Source organism: Vibrio sp. CUB2, assembly GCF_001557945.1.
GTDB classification, from domain to species: Bacteria; Pseudomonadota; Gammaproteobacteria; order Enterobacterales; family Vibrionaceae; genus Vibrio; species Vibrio owensii.
The window spans coordinates 1-21,439 of the sequence record NZ_LNRB01000031.1 but is presented as its reverse complement, the minus strand read 5'-3'; the positions used below and the strand labels follow the sequence as shown (position 1 = coordinate 21,439).

General features: G+C 46.9%; 22 protein-coding genes. 12 read left to right on the top strand and 10 right to left on the bottom strand.

The window, feature by feature from the left end; genetic code table 11:
- Positions 1-162: 162 nt before the first annotated feature.
- Complete coding sequence (locus tag ATB78_RS26775; protein ID WP_061011055.1) at positions 163-1,404, bottom strand: HAMP domain-containing sensor histidine kinase; 1,242 nt, start codon at positions 1,402-1,404, stop codon at positions 163-165.
- Positions 1,376-2,044 carry a response regulator transcription factor gene (locus ATB78_RS26770; RefSeq protein ID WP_009704613.1) on the bottom strand — a complete coding sequence of 223 codons (669 nt, stop codon included), beginning with the start codon at positions 2,042-2,044 and terminating at the stop codon, positions 1,376-1,378. Before ATB78_RS26770 ends, ATB78_RS26775 begins: the two co-directional genes overlap by 29 nt.
- An 89-nt stretch (positions 2,045-2,133) precedes the next feature.
- Here ATB78_RS26770 and ATB78_RS26765 point away from each other — a divergent pair, with 89 nt between their 5' ends.
- The 3 genes from ATB78_RS26765 to ATB78_RS26755 all read left to right on the top strand — a co-directional run bounded on the left by ATB78_RS26765 (position 2,134) and on the right by ATB78_RS26755 (position 4,198).
- On the top strand, positions 2,134-3,324 hold the full coding sequence (locus tag ATB78_RS26765) for a DUF5666 domain-containing protein (protein WP_061011054.1): 1,191 nt from the start codon (positions 2,134-2,136) through the stop codon (positions 3,322-3,324).
- A 124-nt stretch (positions 3,325-3,448) separates the two neighbouring features.
- The gene (locus ATB78_RS26760) at positions 3,449-3,784 is read left to right on the top strand and encodes a hypothetical protein (protein WP_061011053.1); all 336 of its coding nucleotides are present in this window, start codon (positions 3,449-3,451) and stop codon (positions 3,782-3,784) included.
- A 117-nt stretch (positions 3,785-3,901) separates the two neighbouring features.
- A complete protein-coding gene (locus ATB78_RS26755) occupies positions 3,902-4,198 on the top strand; it encodes a hypothetical protein (protein WP_005439304.1) in 297 nt (98 codons plus the stop codon).
- Between the two features lie 115 nt (positions 4,199-4,313).
- Here the strand turns inward: ATB78_RS26755 and ATB78_RS26750 are convergent, their stop codons facing one another.
- Positions 4,314-5,354 (bottom strand): hypothetical protein, encoded by a 1,041-nt coding sequence (locus ATB78_RS26750; protein ID WP_061011052.1) that lies wholly within the window; start codon positions 5,352-5,354, stop codon positions 4,314-4,316.
- A gap of 407 nt (positions 5,355-5,761) precedes the next feature.
- Here ATB78_RS26750 and ATB78_RS26745 point away from each other — a divergent pair, with 407 nt between their 5' ends.
- Both ATB78_RS26745 and ATB78_RS26740 read left to right on the top strand, forming a co-directional pair.
- Complete coding sequence (locus tag ATB78_RS26745) at positions 5,762-6,223, top strand: hypothetical protein (protein ID WP_061011051.1); 462 nt, start codon at positions 5,762-5,764, stop codon at positions 6,221-6,223.
- 92 nt (positions 6,224-6,315) lie between these two features.
- A complete protein-coding gene (locus ATB78_RS26740) occupies positions 6,316-6,792 on the top strand; it encodes a copper chaperone PCu(A)C (RefSeq protein ID WP_061011050.1) in 477 nt (158 codons plus the stop codon).
- A 134-nt stretch (positions 6,793-6,926) separates the two neighbouring features.
- Here ATB78_RS26740 and yegD read toward each other — a convergent pair whose 3' ends face one another.
- From yegD to ATB78_RS26725, 3 genes are all read right to left on the bottom strand, one after another.
- Entirely contained in the window at positions 6,927-8,279 is a 1,353-nt protein-coding gene (yegD, locus tag ATB78_RS26735) for a molecular chaperone (protein ID WP_061011049.1), read from the bottom strand.
- Positions 8,280-8,366: 87 nt separating this feature from the next.
- Positions 8,367-8,993 (bottom strand): hypothetical protein, encoded by a 627-nt coding sequence (locus tag ATB78_RS26730; RefSeq protein ID WP_061011048.1) that lies wholly within the window; start codon positions 8,991-8,993, stop codon positions 8,367-8,369.
- Between the two features lie 236 nt (positions 8,994-9,229).
- On the bottom strand, positions 9,230-9,550 hold the full coding sequence (locus tag ATB78_RS26725) for a DOPA 4,5-dioxygenase family protein (RefSeq protein ID WP_061011047.1): 321 nt from the start codon (positions 9,548-9,550) through the stop codon (positions 9,230-9,232).
- 593 nt (positions 9,551-10,143) lie between these two features.
- On the opposite strand from ATB78_RS26725, the gene pdhA reads away from it, so the two are divergent.
- The 3 genes from pdhA to ATB78_RS26710 are packed head-to-tail and all read left to right on the top strand — an operon-like array spanning position 10,144 to position 13,353.
- Positions 10,144-11,238, top strand: a complete 1,095-nt coding sequence (gene pdhA, locus ATB78_RS26720) for a pyruvate dehydrogenase (acetyl-transferring) E1 component subunit alpha (protein WP_061011046.1) — start codon at positions 10,144-10,146, stop codon at positions 11,236-11,238.
- Positions 11,231-12,214: an alpha-ketoacid dehydrogenase subunit beta gene (locus tag ATB78_RS26715; RefSeq protein WP_009696326.1), complete on the top strand. Its 984-nt coding sequence runs from the start codon at positions 11,231-11,233 to the stop codon at positions 12,212-12,214. Before pdhA ends, ATB78_RS26715 begins: the two co-directional genes overlap by 8 nt.
- On the top strand, positions 12,211-13,353 hold the full coding sequence (locus ATB78_RS26710; RefSeq protein WP_061011045.1) for a dihydrolipoamide acetyltransferase family protein: 1,143 nt from the start codon (positions 12,211-12,213) through the stop codon (positions 13,351-13,353). Before ATB78_RS26715 ends, ATB78_RS26710 begins: the two co-directional genes overlap by 4 nt.
- A 127-nt stretch (positions 13,354-13,480) precedes the next feature.
- On the opposite strand, the gene ATB78_RS26705 is transcribed toward ATB78_RS26710, so the two are convergent.
- Positions 13,481-14,446 carry an FAD-binding protein gene (locus ATB78_RS26705; RefSeq protein WP_061011044.1) on the bottom strand — a complete coding sequence of 322 codons (966 nt, stop codon included), beginning with the start codon at positions 14,444-14,446 and terminating at the stop codon, positions 13,481-13,483.
- Between the two features lie 11 nt (positions 14,447-14,457).
- On the bottom strand, positions 14,458-15,207 hold the full coding sequence (locus tag ATB78_RS26700) for an electron transfer flavoprotein subunit beta/FixA family protein (protein ID WP_061011043.1): 750 nt from the start codon (positions 15,205-15,207) through the stop codon (positions 14,458-14,460).
- A 278-nt stretch (positions 15,208-15,485) separates the two neighbouring features.
- Here ATB78_RS26700 and ATB78_RS26695 point away from each other — a divergent pair, with 278 nt between their 5' ends.
- On the top strand, positions 15,486-17,147 hold the full coding sequence (locus tag ATB78_RS26695; RefSeq protein WP_081096656.1) for an electron transfer flavoprotein-ubiquinone oxidoreductase: 1,662 nt from the start codon (positions 15,486-15,488) through the stop codon (positions 17,145-17,147).
- 59 nt (positions 17,148-17,206) lie between these two features.
- Here the strand turns inward: ATB78_RS26695 and ATB78_RS26690 are convergent, their stop codons facing one another.
- Positions 17,207-18,091, bottom strand: coding sequence for a LysR family transcriptional regulator (locus ATB78_RS26690; RefSeq protein ID WP_061011041.1), 885 nt, complete (start codon positions 18,089-18,091; stop codon positions 17,207-17,209).
- Positions 18,092-18,208: 117 nt separating this feature from the next.
- Here ATB78_RS26690 and ATB78_RS26685 point away from each other — a divergent pair, with 117 nt between their 5' ends.
- From ATB78_RS26685 to ATB78_RS29680, 3 genes are all read left to right on the top strand, one after another.
- Positions 18,209-18,880 (top strand): type 1 glutamine amidotransferase domain-containing protein, encoded by a 672-nt coding sequence (locus tag ATB78_RS26685; RefSeq protein WP_061011040.1) that lies wholly within the window; start codon positions 18,209-18,211, stop codon positions 18,878-18,880.
- A 254-nt stretch (positions 18,881-19,134) separates the two neighbouring features.
- Positions 19,135-20,010 carry an alpha/beta fold hydrolase gene (locus ATB78_RS26680; protein WP_061011039.1) on the top strand — a complete coding sequence of 292 codons (876 nt, stop codon included), beginning with the start codon at positions 19,135-19,137 and terminating at the stop codon, positions 20,008-20,010.
- Positions 20,011-20,076: 66 nt separating this feature from the next.
- Positions 20,077-20,244, top strand: a complete 168-nt coding sequence (locus ATB78_RS29680; RefSeq protein WP_153303268.1) for a hypothetical protein — start codon at positions 20,077-20,079, stop codon at positions 20,242-20,244.
- Between the two features lie 52 nt (positions 20,245-20,296).
- Here the strand turns inward: ATB78_RS29680 and ATB78_RS26675 are convergent, their stop codons facing one another.
- Positions 20,297-21,268 carry an FAD:protein FMN transferase gene (locus ATB78_RS26675; RefSeq protein ID WP_061011038.1) on the bottom strand — a complete coding sequence of 324 codons (972 nt, stop codon included), beginning with the start codon at positions 21,266-21,268 and terminating at the stop codon, positions 20,297-20,299.
- Between the last annotated feature and the right edge of the window lie 171 nt (positions 21,269-21,439).

The window sequence follows — 21,439 nt, the reverse complement described above, 5'->3', positions numbered from 1 at the left end:
CGTGGAAACAGTGCTTGCCTAGGTCGATACCTAAGATGTGGATAGTAGACATATGGTTCACCTCATTCTGAGAACGTACTCTAAGCTTAAGGGCTTGAGAGTGGGGCGGACCATATAATTAAGCCAGAGTACGTTCTCTGGCTTTAAATAATTTGCCCGCGTTTAAGAGCGAAAATCGATTTTTGCAGTAAACTTGACGCCATCATCGTCCAGTTCAAATGGCCAACTCATTCGCTCACAGATGCGCTCAACAATCACCAAGCCACATCCATAGCCAGCGTTGTAGGTTTCGTTGCCATCGTGGCGATTCACAATAATAAGCTGTGTCTCATTGAGAGCAATTTCTATATCACCCACACTGTAGCTGAAAGCATTTTTTATCAGATTATTGATGACAATCGTTACGAAGCTTTCCGGTGCATGCACCATACCACTGTTGGTCTCTTCCAACTTGTACTCCGCCCCTTGCTTGGCAAATAACGGCGCGAGTTCGTCGAGCTGCTGGTTCAAGCAACGCAATAGCGCATGATCCGCGTAATGTTGTAGTTCTACCTTCTCTTTACCCAATAGCAAAAAGGCCTCCGTTAACACTCGCATCTCTTCACAAGCCGACTGCATACGCGTAATTGCCTTTTGTGCGATAGGCAGTTGCTCTGGAACACGGCTCAGAATGTCGGTAGACCCTTTGATCACCATGATTGGCGTGCGTAGCTCGTGTGACGCAAAGCGGCTGAACTCTTGTTCTCGTTTGAAGTAGCCTGCGATCTCGTTCTTGCTGTCTAATAGCGTCTGTTCGATATGGCGTGTTTCGCTGAACTTGGTATCAACCTCAAACGTTGGTTGGTCCGGCGGCATTCTGCCAATCTTGTCTTCGATCTTCGCTAACGGTCGAGACAGGATACGCACCATGTAAACGCCATAGCCCACCATGATGATGGAGAACAAGCCCCCCAAGAAGAAAGTAAATTGATGCAGCGAGCTTTCGTATTCGTCCAAGTAGTCATCGGAATCATCTTGGAAGACGATGTACATTAGCCCTTTTCCAGACGGATGCTCAAACACCACGAAGTGCTTATCTTCTTCACCTAATAAGTATTCGTAGAAGCCAGGAAACTTGAACGACAATAACCAATCTGGCGTTGGCGCTTCGCTCCAATACGAGTCAAACTCCATCACATTTGGCAATGGCGCATCCCACCCCATCTGTTGGTAGTTTTCTTTGTATAGTGCCACTTCGGTATCAAGCCAGTGGTGCAAGCTCAATACTTCGAGTTTATTCTCAGCAACGTAGATCAACGACCAAAATAAGGTGAACATCGCAAAGGTCATCAAGCCAAAACCCCAGCGGATCTTGCGATAGATGCTCGGGAATTCTTTATGCTTTGAGTCGGTAGCCTTGTCCATGAATCGTCTCTAATCTGGAATCATCAAAACCCTTGTCGAGTGCCGTTCTTAAACCATAAATGTGACTTCTTAACGCATCACTGCCCGGCGGTTCATCACCCCACACGTTCTCAATAACCTCAGTACGAGAAACCGCAGACGGTGCACGCTTCAATAGCAACTTGAGAATTTTGGTTTGAATACGACTCAGTTTGATGTGTTTGCCCATGCGCGTCACTTCATCAGTGCGAGCATCCAAACTAATGTCGGCAAACTTCAATGTACCAATGTCTTGTCTTGGGCCTCGATTGGCCAGAGCATGAACTCTCAAGCTCAGCTCCTGCATGGCAAAAGGCTTCATCAAGTAATCATCGCCACCCGCATTAAAGGCAGCCACTTTGTCATCTAAGGTATCTTTGGCGGTTAAGAACAAAATTGGGGTACCACAAAGAAGTTCTTGGCGTAGTTTCTCAACCGTACTGATGCCATCGAGTTTTGGCATCATGATGTCCATGATGATGACATCGTAATGATTTTCTTGAATTAAATTTAGCGCAGCCTCTCCGTGGTAAGCGCAATCAATGGTCATTCCTTCGAGTTCTAGATAATCGGCAATGGTTTCTGAAACATTGTGATTATCGTCGACAATTAATATTTTCATAGGCTCACGTTTCTTCACGATCACTTCACGATACGCGTCATAAGATACAACCAAATTCATAAATAAGCTTTCAAAAATAGGTCGATATCATGAAAAAATTAGCGCTTGTAGCGGCAGTGGGTTTGGCATTATCTGGTTGTGGCGGGTCTGGTGACGGCGGTAGTTCAACACCACAACCTGTTGTGAAGCCAAGCGCTGCAATCGGTACGGTTGAATCAGTAAACGATGAAGCAAGTACTATCACGGTGAATGGTTACACTTACCGAGTGTCTGAAGTCATGTATGGCACTCAAAAAATGAACCTTGGTGCGGTACATCCAAACATGATGGTGCAAGTTGGCTCAACAGTAAAAGCAGCATCGAACACGACAGATGAACCCGTCGTCGTTACGCTAGAACCAACCATGACTGGTACAGTAACCGCGATTGATCATGCAAGCAAAACGTTCACAGTTAACGGTGTAGAACTTCAGTTTGACGGTTTGAGCCGCGAGATCGAGCTAAACGATTGGGTCATGGTGTCATCACTACCAACTGCTGATGCTGGTTACAAAGTGCTATCCGTTGTGAAATTCGATTTTGATATCAATGGCCCTGACGAAATCGAAGGCCGTATCTCAAGCATTGATGCAAACAACAGCACGTTCAAACTTGGCGCAAACACAACGGTATCTTACAACCGCGTTGACGGTCTAGAGGTTGGTCAGTGGGTTGAAGCTGAAGGCTCTATGCAAGGCGACGTATTTGTTGCGACAGAAGTGGAAGTAGAAAACTACGACAGCCTTGTTGGTGACAATGATGTAGAAGGTATCGTGACATGGGTTGCGAACGATTACAGCCAATTCTCACTAAACTACCGTGGCAACTTTGCGGTCGACAACGCAACACGTTTTGAAGATGGTACTAAAGCGGATCTTAAACAAGGTCAAGAAGTGGAAGTAACATCGGTAATGAAGAATGGCGTTCGCACAGCGACAAACATTGAAATCGATGGCCCTGATTTTGATGGTGACCACGACAGTAACTGGCAAGGCAAAGAGTTCGAATGTGAAGGTATCGTTTCTAACTACGATGTGAATGCTGAAACCTTCCAAGTAGCTCGCTGTGAAAACGACGCAGACCAAGTTATGGCAAACAATACCGTTGTGATTGACGCCCAAACTCGCTTTGAAGGCTTAAATAAACACAACCTAAACGGCACGCGAGTAGAAGTTGAAGGTGTCATCATCAACAACCAAAACATCGCACGTGAAGTGGAAGCAGAAGGCCACGACGACTAAATCGAATTAAGTACAACAAACACAACTAAGAAGCACCGCCTTCGTGGTGCTTCTTCCCTCTCTCGTATCGTCTTTTCTTTTCAATTTTTACAACAGATACGTATGACCAAATGAGGGATTAATAATGCGTAAAATGACACTGCCTCTAATTATGCTTTTCGGTGCTTGTGCTTCAGCAAGCAGTTTCGCGGCGACAAACAGCGACAACACACCAGAGCGATTGGAGTCTTTTGAGTGCACAGGCTTTGTAAACAGTTACGACGCAAACTCCCGAACTTTCGTGCTGGCCTGCCAAAACGATCATGGGCCAGAATTCCAAACCAAAACGGTGGTGATTGATACCAATACCCAGCTCGATGGCGTGCAAGAAGCACAATTAGATGGTGCGACGATCGAAGTCGATGGCGTAGTAATTAACGATCAAAATATCGCAAGAGAAATTGAACTCGCGAACGACTAAAGTTCCGAAATTACAACAGAAACTCGCAAGTGTCGCTTCGGCGGCACTTTTCTTTTCCTGCAAACTCACATCACTCAGTTACACTTAATTCATGTTTACACGAAGACGGTAACTGTAATGAACAAACGTAACCTTGCCCTACTTCTTCTCCTATTCGGCGCAACCTCTGCGCACGCAGGTGTTTTGGACCCAGACTGTGATGCAGAAAAAGCAGCTAAAGCAACAGCCACTAAAGCGGTTGTGGGTGTCGGTGGTCGATGCACACCAAAAGAAGCCTTAAAAGACACGACGGTAGAAGCTGGTAAAGAAGCGCTACCGGATGAGGGGCTTGCTGGGAAAGCCGTTGATGCGGCCATGCCAGAGAAAGAAAAGAAACCAATTAAAAACACGACCAAGAAGATCATCACAGATTAATCTCAGTCTGATGTGAATCGATTTGTGTCTATTGGTTTGAAGTGAATATAGGTATAAAGTAATCGAATAAAAAGAGCGTCCATCTGGACGCTCTTTTGTTTTTCGTTCGCGATACTTAAGCCACTTCCGCTTGACCAATCCAGTGGTAATGGTGGTTGGCTTTCTTACCGACTAAACCAAGTTCGGCCAGTTCTTCAAACACTTTGTCGACTTCTTCTGCCGAGAGCCTGAACTGCTTCGCCACCGCTTTTTTGGTGCAAGTAATTTGGTGACCTTTTAACGCATCACTCACCTGCTCTAATAACGTTTTTGGCTCTTCTGGTTCAAGCTCTTGTTGCGCCTCAGGCTCAGCTTCCTCTTTGATGTGAGGCAGGTACCCCGCAGGCTCTGGGTCAATATCTCGGACGTTTGCGAGCGTTATACCATCGTTACGACGGAAGAAATGACGGAAGCGATTCTCTTCACCAATCAAGCCCACAAAGAAAGCAGCAAAGAAATCCAACAGGATAGATAAGAACACCACCAAGCCCAACTGCGCTTGAGAAGAGGTCGTTCCAAATGCTTTCGCTAAGCTGTCGATCAGACCAATTACAGAACCTTGTGCCACTGGCGGTAAGCTATCTCGCTCTGTTGCCAAACGTTGCTGCTCTTCACGTAGCTTCTTGTTCTGCTCTTGAATGCGCGTTACGCCAGTCGCGATACGCTCCATCTCAATGTACTTTTGCGCTGCCATGTTGTTCAGTTCAATCTGCTTATCGATTGACGCAATCTGACGGTTGTAGGCTTCCACTTTCGCTTGTTCTACAGAGATATGACTTTGGGCGCTGTTGGTCGCACTATTGATACCACCGATACTGCCGCCAATAGAAATAGCGGCAAGCACCAAATAGAACACTAACGCCGTGAGGGCTCCAGTGTAGTTTCTGTGCGCGCGACGCTCACCGTATTCATACCAAGCGTAAAACTTGCCTGCTTCAAAGATGATGGCCAGACCGCCAAATAGCGCCTGCATCATTGGGTTTTCGTCAATCGACAAAAACAGTAAAAGAGAAAAAATAGTCGATGCTAAAATCGCAGCGCCAGTAAACGCGTACACGCTCACAATAGCAAATCGACCTTTAGGATATCGATATCCGATCTGTTGTTCGTATTTCATTGGAGAAATTTCTTAAGATTCCGCAGCCCTTATGTGACGGGCGCTTCAAGCAACTACAAAGGTGCGGAGAATACCGTATCCTTTATTAAATTACTGTCATAATTCCGTTAATGGAAAACAAGTGAGGAATAGATAATCAGTTTGAATTGAATCAGTGCGATTCTAGCACGCAAAATCACCAACTCAATTTGCGACATTCAGCGCACCAATAGGTTTGAAAGCTTCCGGAACGATAAATCTTTGCGATATGTGTTCTCAGAATAAAAAACCGCAAAACAAATAAAACACACTCACATCACCTTTTTATAAACTCGCGATTACAATTTAATGTTCGTTTGTTACTATCCTGCGCCGAAACATAGTCTTACAGCCAATTAGCGTATCTCCGCTTCATAATAAAAAGTCGTATGGACACACTCAGAACACAGCATGGAAAGAAAGCGATAAGCGCAGTCATGATCATCATCGCTGTGCTGTTTCAGCTGTACCTAACTTCTACTGCGGCACTGAACCCTACGCAAATCCACAGCGAAAATTGGCTAAACCAAGTTCAAGATGAAAAGGTGTTGCTGTGTACCGCTGATGGTTTTAAATGGGTGGATATTAACGAACTGATTGAAGCCAACGCACTGCCCAATTCTGAATTTGTTCAAGATCTTAACCTGCACGATGGCTTTCTGTTTGAATGTCCATTATTACAAGCGGCGCAATTCTTTATCGCTATCGCGTTCGGTCTGTATCTGACCACGCTCTCTTGGTTAAGACGCACCAAGCACGTTTTCACTCCCTATCATTTCGCAGCTTGCGGAAGAAAAGTATACAAATATGTAGCGCCCAAGCAGTCTCCGCCTTGTGTTTTCCACACCTAAATACTCAACGAAGTAGTCGGTAAATAAACATAACGTATTAATCCTATCGAAGAATCGATACAGAACAGCCAGATTTAAAAAGGAAAACACAAATGATCAAACTGATGAAAACCACAGCCATCGCTCTTGTCACTTTATTGGCAAGCCCACTCAGCCTTGCTCACGAATACGAAGCAGGCAAGATTCACATCGATCATCCTTGGAGCCGCGAAGCGCCTCCAAATGCACCAGTAATTGGCGGTTTCTTCCAGCTAAGTAACCTAGGTGAAGCTGATGACGCGCTGATTGCGGCTTCAACACCGATTGCTGACCGTGTGGAGATTCATACTCACACAAAAGAAGACGGCATGATGAAGATGATTAAGATTGATGAAGTCGTGGTAGAGCCTCAGCAGAAAGTGGAATTCAAGCCAGGCAGCTTCCATCTCATGATCTTCAACCCAACCCAAACGCTAAAAAAAGGCGACCGTTTCCCTGTGACTTTGACGTTCAAAAAAGCAGGTAAAGTGGAAGTAGAAATGGCGGTGGAGAAGAAAGACCATATGGAAAAGCACACGCACCATCACTAATCGCCTAAACGAAAAGAGCCCGCTACTTCAGCGAGCTCTTTTGCTTTTGGTACCTATGATTCTAGTCGTGTGCACATTTGGTTGTACTGATGTGCACTTTAGAGATTCCCTACTCGCTCGTTCCTCGCTCAGTCTTACTTAAAGCAAACCTCTGCCCAGCGCGCTAGACCTGCGGTGACCGAACCAAAGTAGTTGCCACTCACCACTGGAATGTTTGGCAATACTGTCTGCACTGCATCACGCAAAATAGGTGAACGTGCCGAACCACCAGTCATAAAGATCGCATCCGGTTTTACGCCCGCTTGCTCTACTGCTTCAGTAACCAAAGCAGTCATCTTATTCTTCGGTGATTCAATCGCTTCAATCATCTCATCACGTTGAACATCGACTTCAATCAACTCAGACAACAAGTTAATGCCCGCACGGTAAGTCGCTTGGTCAGACAACGCGACTTTGGCTTCTTCTGCGCGACGCACGATGTTGTAGCCTAGCGACTCATGGTAAACCTCTAACAAACGAGCCAGTTTCTCAGGCTCTTGCGCTTGCTTGTGCAGCAGTTTCAACGCCGATAAGTTTTCACGTGAGTAGAAATCGCTTTGCGCTTCCACATTGTTGATCGCAATTGGGTTCCAGAACTGCGTGGTTGGCATCATGATGCCCGATTCCATCTTGCTCTCCATACCGAATGGGTACATCAGTTGTTTGAACGCCAAGGCGATATCCAAATCGTTACCACCAATACGCTGACCACTGTGCGCCAGCAGACTTGCTGTACGGTCGGCTTTACCTCGCCAAGATGGTCCCATTTGAATCAAAGAACAGTCTGTCGTACCACCACCGATATCAACCACTAGTATGGTTTTATCTTCGGTTAGCGTCGCTTCGTATTCCAGACCTGCGGCTACCGGTTCAAATTGGAATTCGATGTTCTGAAAACCAGCACGTTTTGCTGCTCTTAAAAGAATGCCTTCCGCTTGAATGTTCGCCGTCTCACCACCCCGACCGTGGAAGTTGATCGGACGACCAATCACTGCATCAGTAATAATTTGCTGCGCACTGTTCTCTGCTTTCGCTTTGATGTTGTCCATCATGGCGCAAACCAGATCTTCAAAGAAACTCAGCTGAACATCACGCAGACCAGAAGCACCGAGGAAAGACTTTGGTGACTTCACGTAATAGATATCGCGAGGATCTTCCAAGTAGCGATTCAATGCCGCTTGACCAAACGCCATGTCTTCTGGCTCAAGTTCAATGCTTTCTTCACGATTGAGGTTGATCGCGCGACGCAAAACCTGCTCACCAACCTGATCGAAAGGTTTGATACTGCGATGGCGGAACAAGTGTTCAGACACCGACTCACGCGTTGGTGCAGCAAGGGTGGAAGGAATGTAAGGGCTATTCCCTTCAAGGTTTAAAAGTTGCGGTTCACCTTGTTCCATTTTCGCCACCGAACAGTTCGCGGTGCCGTAGTCAAAGCCGATATACATAAGTCCTCCCACTGACGAAAAAAAGGTCGGCAATCCTACCTCAACCTCAGTGGAATTACTACCGCAACTCAATGAAATAAGTGGCGCTTACTCTTTCTCGACAGGTTCTTTCTTCATTGATGGCAACACAACCGCAAGCAACAAAGCCAACAGCAGAAATACCGGAGTGAGCGTAAGCCCATGCCAAATAGAGTATCCGTCGTGGAACAACCAGAAAATGCCGACAGTCAGCAGGTAGGCAAAGTAACTGCAGAACACCAAACTAATCGCAACGAAGCGCGTACGATTGATGATTAAGATTCGCACCAAATACTGGCTCATGATCCCCGCGCAGTGTACCGCCATTTGCCAATTAATGATGAAACAAGCCAGTGCGACAAACCCAGAGATCACCAAGGCATCGTGCGTGTTGAGAATGAAGTAGCTGCCAAAGCGACTGATGATGACGGAGTAATCGCCCTCGTACACTATCGACCATGATATGGCGTTTGCCGCAGCGACAAAGTTGGCGAAATATGCGATGGCATAAAAGGTGGTTTGAGAACTGAATGGCTGAAAGACCTCGGAGCAATAGCCCTGCCATTCTTTTTGATTTGACGTGGGTCCGACCCAGTTACGTTTTTTGTTCGGCACTCGCTCTGCAAACGCAGGACCGTTACGAAACAGCAACCAGAAAATATACAGCGCAAGTGCTACTAAGAGTATTGTAAGCATACCCTTTCCCCTCCAGAAATGTCCTTTTCCACTGCCAATGGCGTTGGGGTCGTAAACTGCACTTCCCTGTTTTTGTGCTTAATCTTGTTTTAATGCATTGTTAAACATCATAAATGTACTCAAAACGGCAGTGACGACTTTATCACTACCGTTATTAAGGTTTAGCACACGATGGACGGAATTGCTGAATCTGGATAGACCAAACAGGAGGGAAAGAAACGTTCTACCCAAACGAATTATGCTTCGAGCTTTTCTTCAAATACGCCAAGCTCACGACCTAGCCAAATCGCACGCTCGGTATGATCACGCAGCTCGTTGTCACTGACTGGATGAATCAAACCCGAAAAACCGCCACGAATGGTATCAAGCCATGCGATAAACTCATCACTTATAGATTCAACATGCAGCTCAAACATCGGCATCTTATGTGGACCAACCAACTTGCACACTAAAGGGAAAACGCGCAAGACATCTTGGCGTTCTTGACGAATGATCTCATTCAAGGCTTGAGCTTTATCCTGCTGCTGAAGCGGGAAGTAAACATGAATGTGGTACATAACTTCTCCATGCGTATCACTGACTTTCATTAGTCGCCACACTACCTGCATTCAACTATCGAGGGAAGCGACAAATTCAAATCTATCGTCAAAGCGTGACGGAGAGATTAACGTGTTACTGGATCTGCGCGAATATGGTTGATAAATCACTCGACCTGTCGAATTTTACAGCATAATTTTATTACAAATTTCCTGTCAAACTCAGTGATTCCCTTCAACTTCGAAAACGTACAATTCAAAAAAGCAGTATTTTATCCTAGAAAAGTACGGTGTAAGCGAAACTTTACTGTGGGTTACAACTCAAATTAAAGCATAATTTAACAATTTGTTTACACTTACTGTATCTGGTTATACCAAGATTCATCACTGGATTAGGCGGTGTAAACAGCAGTAATAAATGACGCCTTGTGTTTTACCAGAACACACTTTTGTTAGAGAGACGAGCACCAAAAGCGTCGATAACTATCAAAACAACTGCAATCCTAGGTATGACCTTTTGCGCTGATATCAAAGCCTGAGTACCCATACAGGCTGAGATCGAAATAATGAGCAGCTGCAGTCCAAAAGACCCGCAGCGTCAAAAGGAGCTTGAGATGAACGTTCAGGCATTACCCATGCATCGGTTTATCGACCATGATGGGAACCTCGTCAGCCAACTACCCAACTGGGCTGATCTCGAAATATTGGTCGGGTTTTATCAAGACATGATATTAACTCGCACCTACGATAACAAAGCCGTTGCCTTGCAGCGCACTGGTAAATTAGGCACCTACCCATCACACCTTGGCTCGGAAGCCGTTGGGATAGCGGTAGGCAGAGCGTTGAAAGCCAGTGATGTGTTTGTTCCTTATTATCGCGATATGCCCGCCATGTGGTGTCGTGGTATAGGAATGGAAAAGAACCTGCAATACTGGGGAGGCGATGAACGCGGCAGCGACTTCGCTCCCGAAGGCAGCCCTTTTCCTAGCAAAGATCTTCCCTTCTGTGTCCCAATCGCAACCCAGTGTACCCATGCCGTTGGTGTTGCAGCAGCACTGAAAATCCAAGGCAATCACGATGCGGCTTTGGTGATGTGCGGCGATGGCGGCACTTCCAAAGGCGACTTCCTTGAATCCATTAACTGTGCGGGCGCTTGGAACATCCCATTAGTCTTTGTGGTGAACAACAACCAATGGGCGATTTCCGTGCCGCGCAGTTTGCAATGTGCTGCGGAATTTCTCTCAGAAAAAGCCAAAGGTGCTGGCATCCCCGGTATTACGGTGGATGGCAACGATGTCGTCGCGGTGTTTGATGCAACAATGACTGCCCTCGAACGAGCCAGAAAAGGCAAAGGCGCAACGTTAATTGAAGCAATAAGTTACCGCCTGAGCGATCACACCACCGCCGACGACGCGACCCGCTATCGTAACGAGGACGAGGTTCAAACTGCTTGGCAATATGAACCCGTTCGTCGACTTAAAGCTTTTCTCACCAATCAAGGCGTTTGGAGTAACGAGAAAGAGCAAGAGTGGCAAGCCCACTGTAAAGAACAAGTTGAACTCGCCGTTGAACGTTATCTCAACATGCCGAATCAAGCGCCTGAAACGGGCTTCGATTTCCTTTATGAATCCCTACCCCAAGAGCTTCATGCGCAAAGGGATGAGCTAATCAACAAAGCAATGCGAATGCAGGGAGGGAAACATGGCTGAACTCACGTTAGTTGAAGCAGTGAACCTCGCACTGCACCATGAAATGGAACACGATCCGAATGTCATCGTCCTTGGCGAAGATGTGGGTGATAACGGCGGTGTATTCCGCGCGACTGTAGGACTCAAACAAAAATACGGTCTTAAGCGGGTTATCGACACACCTTTAGCTGAAGCGCTTATTGGCGGTGTCACTGTCGGCATGGCTACGCAAGGGTTACGACCTGTAGCAGAGTTTCAATTCCAAGGCTTTGTCTTCCCTGCATTGGAACATTTGATGTGTCACGCAGCAAGAATGCGTAACCGTACTCGTGGTCGACTCACCTGCCCTGCAGTGTTCCGCGCGCCCTTTGGTGGTGGTATTCACGCACCAGAGCATCACTCTGAAAGTGTCGAAGCGTTATTTGCTCACACTGCAGGCTTTAAGGTTGTGATTCCTTCATCACCGCAACGCGCTTATGGTTTGCTCCTAGCAGCTATTCGTAGCAACGATCCGGTGATGTTCTTTGAGCCAAAACGTATCTATCGCACAGTGAAATCTGAAGTGGTAGATAACGGAGAAGCACTACCTCTCGACACTTGCTTTACCCTTCGCAAAGGTCGCGACATTACGTTAGTGACTTGGGGAGCGTGTGTTGTCGAATCACTGCAAGCGGCTCAAACGCTGTCCAATCAAGGTATCGAAGTTGAGGTGATTGATTTAGCCAGCATCAAACCCATTGATACCGCGACCATCTTCCGTTCGCTAGAGAAAACCGGACGCCTCTTGGTGGTACATGAAGCCAGCAAAACCTGTGGTGTCGGCTCAGAGCTGTTAGCCAGAACCGCAGAACATGCGATGTGCCTACTCAAAGCGCCACCAAAACGTGTCACAGGTATGGATACCATCATGCCGTACTACCGCAACGAAGATTATTACATGATTCAGGAAGAAGACATTGTGCTCGCCGCGCGCGAACTCGTGGAGGATTGGAAATGAAGACGTTTAACTTACCCGATCTCGGCGAAGGTCTCGCTGAGTCAGAAATTGTGAAATGGCATATTAGTGTCGGTGATATGGTCAAGCTCGATCAAGTGGTGCTTACCGTCGAAACCGCAAAGGCGACCGTAGACGTCCCTGCTCCTTATGGCGGCCGTATCGTGAGTCGCCATGGCGAAGAAGGCGATGTAATCAACATTGGTGCTCTACTTCTGGAAATCGATGAAACGGGCGCAGAGCGAACGGTCTCCGAACAGAAACAAACTGCCGACGCAGCAACCGTGGTTGGTAATGTCTCCCAACATGCGCACAGCGTGAATGTGGATGATTTCTGGATTGGGGGCGAACACAATCCATCGCCTGATAACCTTATCACTGCGCTTCCTTCTGCTCGCTTATTAGCGAAGAAACTGGGTGTGGATTTGGAGTTAGTTAAAGGTAGCGGTCCGGATGGTTTGATCGTCGATGCCGACATCTACGATGAAGCAGGCAAACAACGTCCCGGTACAGAAGTACTCAAAGGCGCACGCCGAACCATGGTGTCGACCATGGCGGAATCCCATCACAATGTCGCGGCAGTGACCATTACTGAGGAAGCTGTCTTAGATGGCTGGAAGCAAGGTGAAGACATCAGTATTCGTCTGGTCCAAGCGATCGTGCATGCGTGTCAGGAAGAGCCAGCCATGAATGCATGGTTCGATGCCGAAACCATGACGCGTTGTGTCCACAGCACGGTGAATATTGGTATCGCCGTAGACAGCCGACACGGTTTGTACGTGCCAGTTCTGCGACACGCTGATGAATACGAACCACAAGAGGTGCGCCGTTGGTTGGACCAAACCGTGCAAGGCATACGTGAACGCAAGATCGGTCGTGAGCAGTTACAGCACGCCACCATTACGCTTTCAAACTTTGGCGCAATTGCAGGCATTTACGCAACACCTGTGGTCACGCCGCCACAAGTCGCGATTGTCGGTGCAGGTCGAATCATTGAGAAGGTTGTAATTCGAAACGGACAAGCTGTAGCAGTGAAAGCCATGCCGCTGTCGATTACGTTTGACCACCGAGCATGTACGGGCGGTGAAGCAGCAAGGTTCACAAAAGTACTGGCAGAACACTTGAGAAAACCGAGTGTTTAGAGAACGCTTGTCACGAATAATAAAGGGCTTCCGATTGGAAGCCCTTTGTTTTGAGGATGAATTTAAAGAGAGACTCCCTACTCGCTCATTCTTCGCTCTAGGGAATGACGCCCGACAAATACCGAACTTAAACCTTCTCCAGCAACTCCGGCATAATCTCAAACAAATCACCAACCAAACCATAGTCTGCAACTTGGAAGATTGGCGCTTCAGGATCACTGTTGATCGCCACAATCACCTTAGAATCCTTCATCCCAGCCAAATGCTGAATCGCCCCGGAAATACCCACGGCAATGTACAGTTGAGGCGCGACAATCTTACCCGTTTGCCCTACTTGCAAATCGTTAGAGACAAAGCCTGCGTCTACCGCAGCGCGTGATGCGCCAATTGCACCACCAAGCTTATCGGCAAGCTGTTCCACCAGCGCGAAATTCTCTTTGCTGCCTAACCCACGACCACCCGAGACTACAACGTTTGCTGCTGGTAGCTCTGGTCTTTCGCTTTCTGCTTTTTGCTGTGAAACAAACTCACTGTACTCTGCCTTAATGACCGTTTCTAACGTCACAACATTCTCTACTGCTGGTGAATCAGACACAGCAATTGCGTCAAACGCAGAGCTTCGAACCGTCATCACTTTGGTAGCATCGTCCGAACGAACTCTGGCTAACGCATTACCGGCATAAATGGGGCGAATAACCGTATCGAGCGATTCAATCGCAATCACATCTGACAACTGCCCAACATTCAGTGAGGCAGCGACACGGGGCATCAGGTTCTTACCGAAGGTACTCGCGGGAGCTAGGATATGCGAATAATCTCGACCAACTTCGGCAATCAAGGTAGACAAGTTTTCTGCCAATGCATGCTGATATTCAGCAGCATCAATCGCAATGATCTGTGAGATGCCCTCTGCACACTTCAACTCATTCAATACTGAGCCGCATTGATGCCCGACTAACAAGGCGGTGACCAGCAAAGAGGCACCGTTTTGTTTAATTTGAGAAGCCGCGCTCAACGCACGTAATGTATCGACTGAAAGTGATTGGTTGTCGTGCTCCACCACGATCAAGGTTGCTAACGGTTTGTTTTCCATGGTTATGCCTCCTAAATCACTTTCGCTTCATTTTTGAGCTTGTCGACTAACTCACTCACACTGCCAACCATCTCACCGGCTTTACGGGCAGGCGGCGTCATGACTTCTAGCACTTGCTGAGAGCGTTCGACACTCACATCAAAGAAGTCTGGCGTCATTACCGATAACGACTTCTTCTTCGCTTTCATGATATTCGGTAGCGAGGCATAACGCGGTTCATTTAATCGCAAATCCGTACTGATGATCGCAGGCAGATCCAGTTTCACAGTTTCTAAGCCACCATCGATTTCTCGCGTAACCAGAACCGTTTCCCCTTCTACTTTCACTTCCGATGCAAATGTCCCCTGCGGACGATTCGTCAGTGCCGCCATCATTTGCGCGACTTGGTTGTTATCCGTATCGATTGACTGTTTACCCAGAAGCACCAATTGAGCCTGCTCTTGCTCCATCACAGCTTTGAGTAACTTGGCGACCGCAAGCGGTTCTGGTGACTGTTCAACATCAATATGAATCGCACGATCCGCACCTAATGCGAGCGCTGAGCGCAATTGTTCCTGACAACTGGTGTCACCAATCGACACCACCAACACCTCCTCTGCTACCCCAGCTTCTTTAAGGCGTACTGCCTCTTCCACCGCGATTTCACAGAATGGGTTCATCGTCATCTTCACGTTGTTGGTTTCCACGCCGGAACCATCAGATTTGACTCTTACTTTAACGTAAGGGTCAATTACACGTTTAATCGCAACCAGTACTTTCACATTCCCTCCTAGCAGATCGCAAAGCGATACGCGTCCTAGCAATTGGGTCATGCGTGACGAAGATTTGTGTTAAAGCTCTTGCTTTTCATCACCTTGCTAATAAAAAACGCATTGTGACATTGTCACTCAAAATCTTTATCACGCCCTATGACGTTACCATTTTAGCTTAGTTTAGTTTACGTTTACGTCAACTGGACTATAGTTCTTTATACGAGCACTGCGTAATAGAAGAAGCACCTGAAACACAAAGAAAGGTTTCGCACAAAGGAAGCAAGAAGATGGAAAGAGAATGCATGGAATTTGATGTGGTGATTGTTGGCGCCGGACCTGCAGGTTTGAGTGCAGCATGCCGCTTAGCGCAACTCAACCAAGAACGTGAGGGTGAACCGCTGTCTATTTGTGTGGTCGAGAAAGGCTCAGAAGTTGGTGCACATATCTTATCTGGCGCGGTATTCGAAACGCGTGCATTAGACGAACTCCTTCCTGATTGGCAAAGCATTGGCGCACCGCTTTCCGCCGCGGTAAAAAACGATGCCTTCTTGTACCTAACCACAGACCTGAATCACATTCGTGTTCCCCACTTTCTTACTCCCAACCCAATGCACAATGACGAAAACAACTACGTCATTAGCTTGGCGAACTTGTGTCGTTGGTTAGCAGAACAAGCAGAATCGCTTGGCGTTGAGGTCTATCCCGGTTTCGCTGCATCCACGATTAACTACGATGCATTTGGCGCTGTTACAGGGGTAAACACCAGCGACATGGGCTTGGACAAGAACGGAGAAGCCAAACCCAACTTTGAAGCCGGTATTGAGCTAAAAGCCAAATACACCGTATTCGCCGAGGGGTGCCGAGGTCATCTAGGAAAAGAACTCATTCAACGATTTGGTTTAGACGATGATAAACAACCGCAACATTATGCACTCGGGCTTAAAGAGATTTGGGAGTTACCTGCCGATGTCAAAGATCAATCAGGCAGCGTGATTCATTCTGCAGGGTATCCTCTGAGTGAATCCAACACCACGGGGGGCGGTTTTCTCTATCACATGGAGAACAACCAAATCGCCGTCGGGCTTATTGTCGACTTGAATTACAGCAATCCTTACTTGAGTCCGTTTGACGAATTTCAACGCTTTAAGCACCACCCTGTTATCGAACAACATTTGAAAGGCGCTCAACGCATCGCTTACGGCGCAAGAGCCATTGCGAAAGGTGGGTTGCCTTCTCTGCCGAAACAGCAATTCCCCGGCGGTTTATTGATTGGTTGTGATGCGGGTACCTTAAACGTCGCTAAGATCAAAGGCAGCCATACTGCGATGAAATCCGGTTTATTAGCCGCAGAAGCCATTGCGGAAGCATTCACACAATCCAATTCGGAACCGGATTACCAAACCAAGTTTGAAGATTCATGGCTGTATGAAGAACTTAGTGGCACACGTAACTTTGGTGCGAACATTCACAAATTCGGCAGCGTACTCGGCGGAGCACTTTCCACCTTCGAACACAATCTATGGCAGCCTCTGGTTAAGAAACCAATACCGTGGACGATCACTGATACTTCGCACGATCATGAACAGCTGAAACCAATTGATGAGTGCCTACCTATTCAATACTCGAAACCAGATGGTGTAATCAGCTTCGATAAACCTTCATCGGTATTTTTGTCTGGTACACAACACGAAGAAAATCAGCCTTGCCACTTACAACTCGCCTATCCTCATATTCCGATTCAAGTCCATTTGAAGAAATTTGATGAGCCAAGCCAGCGCTACTGTCCTGCTGGCGTGTATGAAGTGGTAGAAGTCGAAGGCGAGCGAACATTTCAAATCAATGCCGCAAACTGCGTGCATTGCAAAACCTGTGACATCAAAGATCCTTCGCAAAACATCACATGGAAAGCACCTGAAGGTGGCGGCGGACCGAGCTATCAAAACATGTAGAAACGTTAGTATGTTGACGGTCTAATGAATGGATAAACAAACCGATTGGCAGAGCATCATTACTCCTGCCAATCGGCAAAATGTTCAAGTAGAAAATCGATAGCCAATCGCGCTCGTAGAGGCAAAAAGTGACGATTCTGATACACAATCCAGCTGCTGTTACCGCTTCCCCAATAGGGCTCTAGGATTGGCACCAAACGACCAGACGAAATAGCATCGTTGAAACTGCTCTTCGGTAAGTACGCCACACCTAATCCTTCTGCACAAGCTTGCAAGACCGTGTGTGCGTTATTGCTCTTCCATCTGCCCTGCACTTTTACGCCATCTAAAGGCTTGCCGTCTTTTTCAAACAACCAAACGTCCTTATTGGCAATGATGCAGCTATGACGCTTGAGTTGCTCAGGGTGCGTTGGTAAACCATGTTCATCGAGATAACGCTGACTGGCTGCCGCTGCCATGGGACGATCCACCAACTTTCTCGCAACCAAGCCTGAATCACTCAACCTGCCGTAACGAATGGCAAAATCGAAACCATCTTCAATAAAGTTGACCATGCTGGTATTGAAGTTGATCTCTACCGTGAGATTAGGATGTTGCTTGGCAAACGCCATCAAGGCAGGCGCTACATGGTTCTCAGAAAACGCACCAGCGGCACTCACGCGTAACGTACCACTCAATTGAGTTTGCTGCGTGGTGAGCTGTTCATTGGCTTGCTGAAGCCCAATCACCAACTCTTTACACTGCTGATAATACGCTTGCCCTGCTTCCGTTAAACTCACCATTCTTGTCGAACGTGCTAACAAAGCGACACCTAATCGCTCTTCTAATCTTGTGACTTGGCGACTGACGTGACTGGTACTGCAACCTAACTGTTTTGCCGCTGCAGAAAACCCTAAGCTCTCAGCAACCGTAACAAACTCATTGATGCCTTCAAAACTGTCCATACTTACCTTTGCTATATAGCAATAATGTTTTGCCAATTAATCGTATTATCACTTATTTGTTTAGCAATTAGTATGAAGGTGTTCAACAAATACACGTAAGCCAAAAAGGAAACCATCATGAAGAAAGTACTCATCATTGTGACGAACCATGCGACCCTTGGTGAAACTGACCAAGCAAACGGAACTTACGCGCCAGAGCTCACTCATGCCCTTAGCGAGCTACTGGGTGCTGGCTTCGATTACGACATTGCCTCTATCAAAGGTGGACAAGCACCACTGTACGGAACCGACATCGAAGGCGACGCAGTAAACGAGAAAATCTTGGCAGATGATGATTTCCAGAACCGCATCAACAACACGATTCCAGTGTCACAAATCAACGGTGACAACTACGATGCGATCTTCTATCCGGGTGGTTTTGGTCTTCTTTCAGACCTGGCGAGCAACGAAGATTTTGCCAAGATTTCTGCAAAACACTATGAAGATGGCGGTATTGTGGCAGCAGTTTGTCATGGTCCTGGCGCTCTTCTCCCTATCACGCTTAGCAATGGCGAAAAGCTACTTGCGTCTAAATCAGTAACAGGTTTCACTCGCGAAGAAGAGATAGACTTCGGCACCATCAACGACATCCCATTCCTATTGGAAGAGTCCCTTGCACGCAGCGCAGCGCGTTATTCCAAAGTGCAACCATGGCAAGAGCTTGTGGTCGTGGACGACCGAGTCATCACAGGTCAAAACCCAACGAGCGCACACGGCGTAGGTAAAGCAATCGTGGATCTATTGAGCTAGTCCCTAGACACTCTACCCACGAAGAACAAAGGAAAGCCGCCTTCATGTCGCTTTCCTTTTTGTTTGTCACCTATTTCACTATTCAGCCAAGACCGTTCAGTTCACTCGCCCCTTACCAATACAATAACGAGTGATGTCTCGCAAAACTTGAGTTACTTCAAACTCATCCGCTTGTATTTCTTTGATTCATTGAAACTCACCAAAGATTGAATCAAGGTAAGTTAACAATTCAATAACAACAAGTCAGAACGACAATGAATAATGAATTAGTACTGAAAACGCCTGATGCGCTCTCCATCCATGCCAGAGTTTTCTATCCAGAAAGCGAGGTAAAAGCTGGCATCATCATCAACGCAGCTACCGCAGTTAAGCAAAGTTATTATCAACGTTTTGCTCAATTCCTCGCGCAAAATGGTTATTTTGTGGTGACCTATGACTATCGTGGTATTGGTCAATCCGCCATTCAAGATACGCGCGATCCTCGCTTAACAATGCAAGCATGGGGAGAAAAGGACTTGGCTACCGTCATTGATTGGGCGACAACCCATCACCCTGCACTCGATTGGCACTGTATTGGGCACAGCGTTGGCGGTCAGATCTTAGGTTTAGCGGCAAACAACACGATATTTAAAAGTGTTTACTGTGTTTCCTCTCAAAGCGGATATTGGGCAAATTGGGAAGGCATTGCTAAACCGCGCATGTTTGCCATGTGGTATTTCGCCGTTCCAGTGTTATCAACGCTGTTTGGCAAAGTTCCGGGAGTCTTTCTTGGTGGCGAAGCTCTCCCTGAATGCATTGCCAAACAATGGGCATACTGGGGTCGCGATCCGCACTACATCATTGATGAAAACGGCACACCAATCCGCGAAAATTTCGAGCAAATGACCTGTGATATTAAGTTCAAACTGATCGATGATGATATGGACTTTGCACCGCCAAAATCCGTCCATCAGCTTGCCAGCTTTTACAGCAATGCGAACGTCGAAATAGAGACAGTGAAAACTAAACAACTGGGTACCAAAGTTGGACACTTTGGCTTCTTCCGTAAGAAACATGAAGACGATCTCTGGTTAGATGCTCTAGCTTGGCTGAACAACCAATATCCGAGTGAGATAGAGTCGGTGGCGTAATGCGATATTATCGCCATTCCTCATCAATTCCGGATATAATGCCGCCCTTGTTCTAGCTGATGAATCATGACAATGCGAAAATACTACGTAACTGAAGGCGACACGACGTCTAAGAAAGAGAAAATTGCCTACCCAAAACTGGCGCTATGTGACCAATGTGTGGGTAGTTATGTTGTTATCAGTGAAGGCGAACGCACGTACGAAGAGTGCGCTAAATGCGGTGCGGACGATTAACGCTAACTCGATAAGTTAATGATATGAGGCAGGTTTGAACCTATGCCTCATCTTACTCTTCCAGAACTGACTCTTCGCGCAATAAAATACAGCCTTTATAATCCATCAGCCCTTGTGTGACGTGCACTTCACCTTGTTTTGAAACAACCACTGCCTCGATACCCTGTTGCTGATTTAGGTACGACATCGATTCTTCTACGCTTGATAAAAAGCCGGCGGTACTCCAAATTTCACCATCGACAGACAGGCGAGAGATGATCGTCAAACTGGCGATATCGGTTGAGATTGGCATCCCCGTCTTGGCATCCAACAAGTGATGGTAACGCTGCCCGTTGGATTCAAAAAATCGCTCATTGATACCCGATGTCACCATCGACATGCCTTGTAAAGGTACGACGCGAACGACGTCACCACGCTCTGATAATGGGTTCTGAATGCCCACATTCCATGCTTTGTTGCTGTTATCTGGCGAATGACCGATAGTCAGTACGTTCCCACCCAAACTGATAAAACCGCTTCGTACGCCTGCTTCAACCAGTTTGTTCTTTACCTGATCAGCGAAGTAACCTTTAGCAATCGCGCCCAAGTCTATCTCCATCCCCTTCTGACTTAAGAACACCGAGTGGTCATCTTCATTCAAAATGATCTTGGTCGGATCAACCAAGGATAACTTGTCGGTAATCACGTCATGAGATGGCACTTTGGCATCTTTAAAACCAATTCGCCACGCTTTTACTAAAGGGCCAATAGCAACGTTAAAAGGGTTTCTTGTGTCTTCACTGTGCTGTTTAGCAAGCTTAATCAGGTCAAATAGATCCTGCGCTACCACCACAGGCGCAATGCCCGCATTTTGGTTGACGCGCATTAACTCAGAGTCGGATTGATTGACCGTAAATCGCTCTGCGTAATCGGCGAGTTGCGCGTAGGCTTCTCTTATCAGTTGCTCACCATTCGAGTGATACACCACCAAATCGATAAAGGTGCCCATCATCTGAAATCTGGCGCTGTATTTATTGGTGCTCATCGATTTCTCCAAACACTAATTACGGAAAAAGAGGGAAGCATCACTCTAATGCCGATCAGTTAAACATTAATCGGCAGATCAATTGAATGATCCCTCCAGTGTGTAAAAATCCGATAGACCCTGTTTATCGGATTTTTTTATGCACGTTTCTCAAGCCCTCGATATCATAAA

Bases quoted from the DNA above. Each gene is read 5' to 3' on its own strand.
- ATB78_RS26765 (WP_061011054.1), top strand. From the start codon at position 2,134: ATGAAAAAATTAGCGCTTGTAGCGGCAGTGGGTTTGGCATTATCTGGT.
- ATB78_RS29680 (WP_153303268.1), top strand. From the start codon at position 20,077: ATGACAATGCGAAAATACTACGTAACTGAAGGCGACACGACGTCTAAG.
- ATB78_RS26725 (WP_061011047.1), bottom strand. From the start codon at position 9,550: ATGTACCACATTCATGTTTACTTCCCGCTTCAGCAGCAGGATAAAGCT.
- ATB78_RS26740 (WP_061011050.1), top strand. From the start codon at position 6,316: ATGATCAAACTGATGAAAACCACAGCCATCGCTCTTGTCACTTTATTG.
- ATB78_RS26675 (WP_061011038.1), bottom strand. From the start codon at position 21,268: ATGAGCACCAATAAATACAGCGCCAGATTTCAGATGATGGGCACCTTT.
- ATB78_RS26680 (WP_061011039.1), top strand. From the start codon at position 19,135: ATGAATAATGAATTAGTACTGAAAACGCCTGATGCGCTCTCCATCCAT.
- pdhA (WP_061011046.1), top strand. From the start codon at position 10,144: ATGAACGTTCAGGCATTACCCATGCATCGGTTTATCGACCATGATGGG.
- ATB78_RS26745 (WP_061011051.1), top strand. From the start codon at position 5,762: ATGGACACACTCAGAACACAGCATGGAAAGAAAGCGATAAGCGCAGTC.
- ATB78_RS26750 (WP_061011052.1), bottom strand. From the start codon at position 5,354: ATGAAATACGAACAACAGATCGGATATCGATATCCTAAAGGTCGATTT.
- ATB78_RS26710 (WP_061011045.1), top strand. From the start codon at position 12,211: ATGAAGACGTTTAACTTACCCGATCTCGGCGAAGGTCTCGCTGAGTCA.
- ATB78_RS26730 (WP_061011048.1), bottom strand. From the start codon at position 8,993: ATGCTTACAATACTCTTAGTAGCACTTGCGCTGTATATTTTCTGGTTG.
- yegD (WP_061011049.1), bottom strand. From the start codon at position 8,279: ATGTATATCGGCTTTGACTACGGCACCGCGAACTGTTCGGTGGCGAAA.
- ATB78_RS26755 (WP_005439304.1), top strand. From the start codon at position 3,902: ATGAACAAACGTAACCTTGCCCTACTTCTTCTCCTATTCGGCGCAACC.
- ATB78_RS26685 (WP_061011040.1), top strand. From the start codon at position 18,209: ATGAAGAAAGTACTCATCATTGTGACGAACCATGCGACCCTTGGTGAA.
- ATB78_RS26715 (WP_009696326.1), top strand. From the start codon at position 11,231: ATGGCTGAACTCACGTTAGTTGAAGCAGTGAACCTCGCACTGCACCAT.
- ATB78_RS26760 (WP_061011053.1), top strand. From the start codon at position 3,449: ATGCGTAAAATGACACTGCCTCTAATTATGCTTTTCGGTGCTTGTGCT.
- ATB78_RS26705 (WP_061011044.1), bottom strand. From the start codon at position 14,446: ATGGAAAACAAACCGTTAGCAACCTTGATCGTGGTGGAGCACGACAAC.
- ATB78_RS26775 (WP_061011055.1), bottom strand. From the start codon at position 1,404: ATGGACAAGGCTACCGACTCAAAGCATAAAGAATTCCCGAGCATCTAT.
- ATB78_RS26690 (WP_061011041.1), bottom strand. From the start codon at position 18,091: ATGGACAGTTTTGAAGGCATCAATGAGTTTGTTACGGTTGCTGAGAGC.
- ATB78_RS26695 (WP_081096656.1), top strand. From the start codon at position 15,486: ATGGAAAGAGAATGCATGGAATTTGATGTGGTGATTGTTGGCGCCGGA.
- ATB78_RS26770 (WP_009704613.1), bottom strand. From the start codon at position 2,044: ATGAAAATATTAATTGTCGACGATAATCACAATGTTTCAGAAACCATT.